Genomic DNA, 4,716 nt, shown 5'->3' on the forward strand with positions numbered 1-4,716 from the left:
TTGCCTGTTGCCTGTTGCCTGTTGCCTGCGCACAGCGCTATAGCTGTCACCCCGTGAGCTCTCTCATATAAAACAGTGTTTAAATTAAAATAGACTTTAAAGGGCAAGGGAGCCAACTTTTGCAGTAAGACAATTAATAAAGCTTTTATCATAAATTAAAAGCAATAGCTGATAGCTGATGGCTGACGGCTGAATGCCTACCTCTGAACAAAGAAGAAAATCACTTTACACTAGAAGTTTTAAACAGCATAATTTTGAAAATGATATAAGTTAATCAATGTGTATTTTTTTGTATGTTTAGAATAGCAGCATAATTTTTTATTACAATTAATACACATAATTGCTGCTTATCCAGAAATAAATTAATCATGATAATCTATTGAGGATACAAGCCAATACTACACTTTCACAACTGGAGTGAAGGTCGTGATAGAGGTACATAGTATAATATCTCAAACTATTCAGTCACAAATTTAACTTTTTAAGTAATAATTGATTCGTAGTGTATATTATACCTATTCACTAATAACGTTATTTTTTGAGAAAGGCAAATTTCTATGGAATATAAAAGAAAAAAAATCATCTCTAAAGATTCTAGTTATCAACAAATCTATAAAGAAGAACAAAAGATTTATCATCACTTTTTAGAATTAGTTTTAACTGAGTCAATCGAGCAAATAGTTGAGAGATTTCGGATACTATTTATTCAATACTCTCTATACCAGATTCCCGAAATATCTACAGCAATAGGGAGAATTATACAACTTCCTGAATGCGAAGAAAAATTTAACGCTGTTCTGAATCGTTGTTGTTATATATTAATTAACCATCAGCAACTACCTCAAGACAAAAAAAATGCTTTAAAACAACTGATGAATTTATTTGAGCAAGCAATTGATAAATCTGAGTCTTTCTGTTACGAACCTGACGAAACAAAAAAAATGTTAGAACTTATCAACTGTTTTACTCATAGTCAAGAATATTTGAGTTTAAAACGAATGGTAGAAGTAATAAATCTATCATCTGCAAATAATACTAATAACACTTTAAACCAACCTTTGAAAATTCTTAATTCCCACTATCCTTATTTATATAAATATTTATTAATTAGTCCAAATAGCAGTAAAGAACATCAACAAGCTGTCAGAAAAATGCAAGTTGAAAAACAGAAAAAATATGAAATAGACTTATCCCACTATGTTACTCACCAGGTTAGATTACAACTTAGCCCAGTTAAAAGGTCTACATCTGCTACAAATCCTACCTTATTATCCAATGATGAACTATTATTATCTATCAAACAATTTGTGGGAAAAGTAGAAGGTAATGAAACTTATCGAGATTATGCTAAAAGGTTTTTAGCTTATACCACAGTTCCCCAACCATATCACCTTTTTAAAGACAGTTTTTATGAATACTTAAGTACATCCTTTGATGTTGAATCTAATCGGATTCAAGTTCAATTTAAGAATAAACTCTACAAATATTTACAAAATACTATGCCTGATAACGATGAGCAGCTCTTAAATGAATCTTTAATTATGAAGACCTGCCATCAATTATTAAGTTTTTTAGTTGTGCATAGTCCAAAGCAGCCACAACATTTCTTTTTTATTAATCTAATTGGCAATTTAGGACCTGTAATTACAACAGGATTATTACTAAAAATATTATTAGTTTGTCAACAAGTTAGACCTAACTTAGAGAAACGATTTGCATTGTTGTTTAAGCATTATGAATTTGCAACACAAAACAAAGTTCAATGGTTAGTTAAAGTTTTGGAAAATATGCAAATAGCACTCAGTACAAATTTTGGTAGAATAGACCTTTCTTTCTTTCTTTCAAGATAAATAGGGTTTGCTGAAAAAGTCTTTTTGTTCTTCGTAGTAGTCAGTAGTCAGGAGAAATGGAAATTAGTTAGGGAGTAGTCGGAAAAATTGTACCTTGATTTTTCTGCCATAATCGTCCTAAAACACTAGCTTTATGCAGCTCTTGCCACCGAAAAGCTGACACTTTTTTAGACAAAAAAATGCTACAACCAATATCAATTAATGCTTTGATATTTAATCAGCAAACTCTAAATAGTTGGTTTTTCGTAAGCATTTCCTCCGGAATGCTGCGCAAACAGCCGTCAGCTATCAGCTATGGTATACAGCAAAAAGAAATACCTGGCACGGGAGCAAGATGCTCCCACTATTCTCATAACAAACATTGCTGGAAAATGCACAATCATTAAAATGCGCCACCACCCTTTAACGAAGTTAGAAGTTAGAAGTTAGAAGTCAAAAGTCAGAAGTCAGAAGTTATTTTTGTAATACCAATTTGAAAAAAGAACGCTATATTTAAGTTTTACTTCAATTATTAAGTAATTAACACAAACTGAATAACTTTTTTGATGATTATTAGCTAGTTAGGGCTTGCTGATTAAATATCAAAGTCTTGACAGATAAAGGTTTTATCCTTTTCAGGTACTAAGGGAGTAGCAGCTTTTAGGTGGTAATGGTTCAAAAATCTTAGATTTTCGGCAAGACAGGGTTAGAAAATCAATGGATGATTCTTCTGACTACTTCTTCTATAATTCCCATTCCTCCTGACTTCACCGATTCACCGATTCTGGCTCCTACTCCTGCCACTCATACTTTTTCAGCAAACCCTAGTTATTGTTAATTATTCTAATAAAACTTGAGGTAATTTGGCGATCGCTCTTTTAAAAGGTTTAGTATTTTTAGTCACTCTAACTAATACTAATGCTCCTTGTATCAGTATCATAGCATCTTCAGCTCTTTGGCAAGCCTGTTTTGGTTCAACTCCTGTTTCCTCGATCGCTTCTGAGAGAGCATCAATCCATTCTTTGAGAGATTTTTCTAACTGCTTGTGAAATAGATTATCGGCTTCTCCCAGAGACATCACTGCCAGAACACAAGGAATTTGACCACCGTCGTAAAATTCATCTATTTTTTGACTCATTACTTGAATACGAACCCTGGCAGGTTGATTTGACTGTAGAGGTGCAAATACATTTTCTTCAAACCAATCACCAATATATTCTAAAACTGCTTCTGCCATTTGTTCTTTACCTCCTTGAAAGTGGTGATAGAGGCTGGCTTTTTTTAATCCTGTAGCTTCAGATAATCGTGATATTGTCGTTCCTTCATAACCATAGTGACGGAATACAGGGATTAGTTTAGCAATTACTTCTTTTTTAGACATGACATTATTATCAGCTTTTAATATTTTCAGGACTTAGGCAGTACAACGTATTTCCGTCATTGCTACCGACAGGGTTTGCGGAGCAGTCAGGAACGGATAACAATCTCAAATCCTAATTTTTCCTACCTTATGCGTAAGTCCTGATTTTGATTATATCGAAGTTCATTAGAGTTATGGACTTTGTCTGCGATCGCTACAAGTCAAAATTCACAAAAATCTAAAATCTAAAATTTGACACTCTACAAAACGTTCGTTAGGATAAGCTTATTAAGCAGAACAAACGTTCGGTAAAAAAGATAATAATACCATGATTAAACTTTACGGACACGAACTCTCTGGCAATGTTTATAAAATCAGATTATTACTATCTCTTCTCGGAATCGAATATCAATTCATGCGAGTTGATGTATTTAAAGGGGACCATAAATCTCCTGAATACCTAAAATTAAATGCTTTTGGACAAATACCTTTATTAGTAGACGGTAATAAAATTATTTCTGATGCCCAAGAAATTTTAGTTTATCTAGCTCGTCAATATGGCAATGAACAATGGCTTCCCAATGATGCCGAAGCTCTAAGTAGAGTTGTTCATTGGCTGTCCACTACCATAGAAGAAATTCGTCAAGGTGTAGAATCAGCAAGATTATTTTATCTATTCAAAGTAATCACCATAGATATTGAAGTAGCTACTCAAAAATCCACCTTCATTCTCGAACAAATTAATCGCCATCTAGCCGATCGCGAATGGTTAGAATTAGGACATCCTACCATTGCAGACATAGCAGCTTTTCCTTATATTACTCTTGCCCTCGATGGTAAAGTATCTTTAGATGAATACCCCCATATTTTAGCATGGATTGAACGTATCAAACAATTACCGGGATTCGTTGGAATGCCAGGCATTGAACCCTATGCTACTGTTGCGGCATAAACAAAAAATAGGGCGTTGCTGAATACTGGGATGATTGAGACCGACACGGGGACACGGAGACACGGAGACACGGGGATGATAGTCGATCCTCTCTTATAAAATCATCCCACAATTATGCAATGCCAAAAATAGGGAAGCGATCGCATTTACTACCACTGACCAAAAAATAAGGTCTCAAGCCTCCCCTGCCCTCAATATATTCAAGCTAGAAGTTGGGAGCAAGTTGAGTCTAATGTCTCTCCACAAATTGATGAAATTGCCACTTTCGGAGAATGGGAAAGCAACCTAATTACTAATGCAGATACTTTTTTCATTGCTACAGCTTATCAAGATAAATCTAGAGATATTACTAAAGGAGTCGATCTTTCCCATAGGGGAGGAAAACCAGGCTTTATCAAAATTGAGCAAAACCAAACCCTAACTATTCCAGACTTCTCTGGCAATAATCACTTTAATACTTTGGGTAATCTTGAGTTGTATCCTCATAGCGGGTTACTTTTTATAGATTTTATTCAAGGTAATATAGCAATGTGCGCTGGCATATTTACAAATTGCAGGAGATGTCCAATAGCTAA

At 34.2% G+C, this 4,716-nt stretch carries 3 protein-coding genes; 2 read left to right on the forward strand and 1 reads right to left on the reverse strand.

Annotated features, from left to right (window positions below; genetic code table 11):
- The first annotated feature begins 557 nt into the window (after positions 1–557).
- The gene (locus tag AC3DU7_RS25710) at positions 558–1,850 is read left to right on the forward strand and encodes a hypothetical protein (RefSeq protein ID WP_488042123.1); all 1,293 of its coding nucleotides are present in this window, start codon (positions 558–560) and stop codon (positions 1,848–1,850) included.
- Positions 1,851–2,667: 817 nt separating this feature from the next.
- On the opposite strand, the gene AC3DU7_RS25715 is transcribed toward AC3DU7_RS25710, so the two are convergent.
- Positions 2,668–3,210, reverse strand: coding sequence for a TetR/AcrR family transcriptional regulator (locus AC3DU7_RS25715; protein WP_488042124.1), 543 nt, complete (start codon positions 3,208–3,210; stop codon positions 2,668–2,670).
- Positions 3,211–3,517: 307 nt separating this feature from the next.
- Between AC3DU7_RS25715 and AC3DU7_RS25720 the strand changes: the two genes are divergently transcribed.
- The gene (locus AC3DU7_RS25720; RefSeq protein WP_488042125.1) at positions 3,518–4,141 is read left to right on the forward strand and encodes a glutathione S-transferase family protein; all 624 of its coding nucleotides are present in this window, start codon (positions 3,518–3,520) and stop codon (positions 4,139–4,141) included.
- The last annotated feature ends 575 nt before the right edge of the window (positions 4,142–4,716 follow it).

The organism is Okeania sp. (assembly GCF_983059655.1).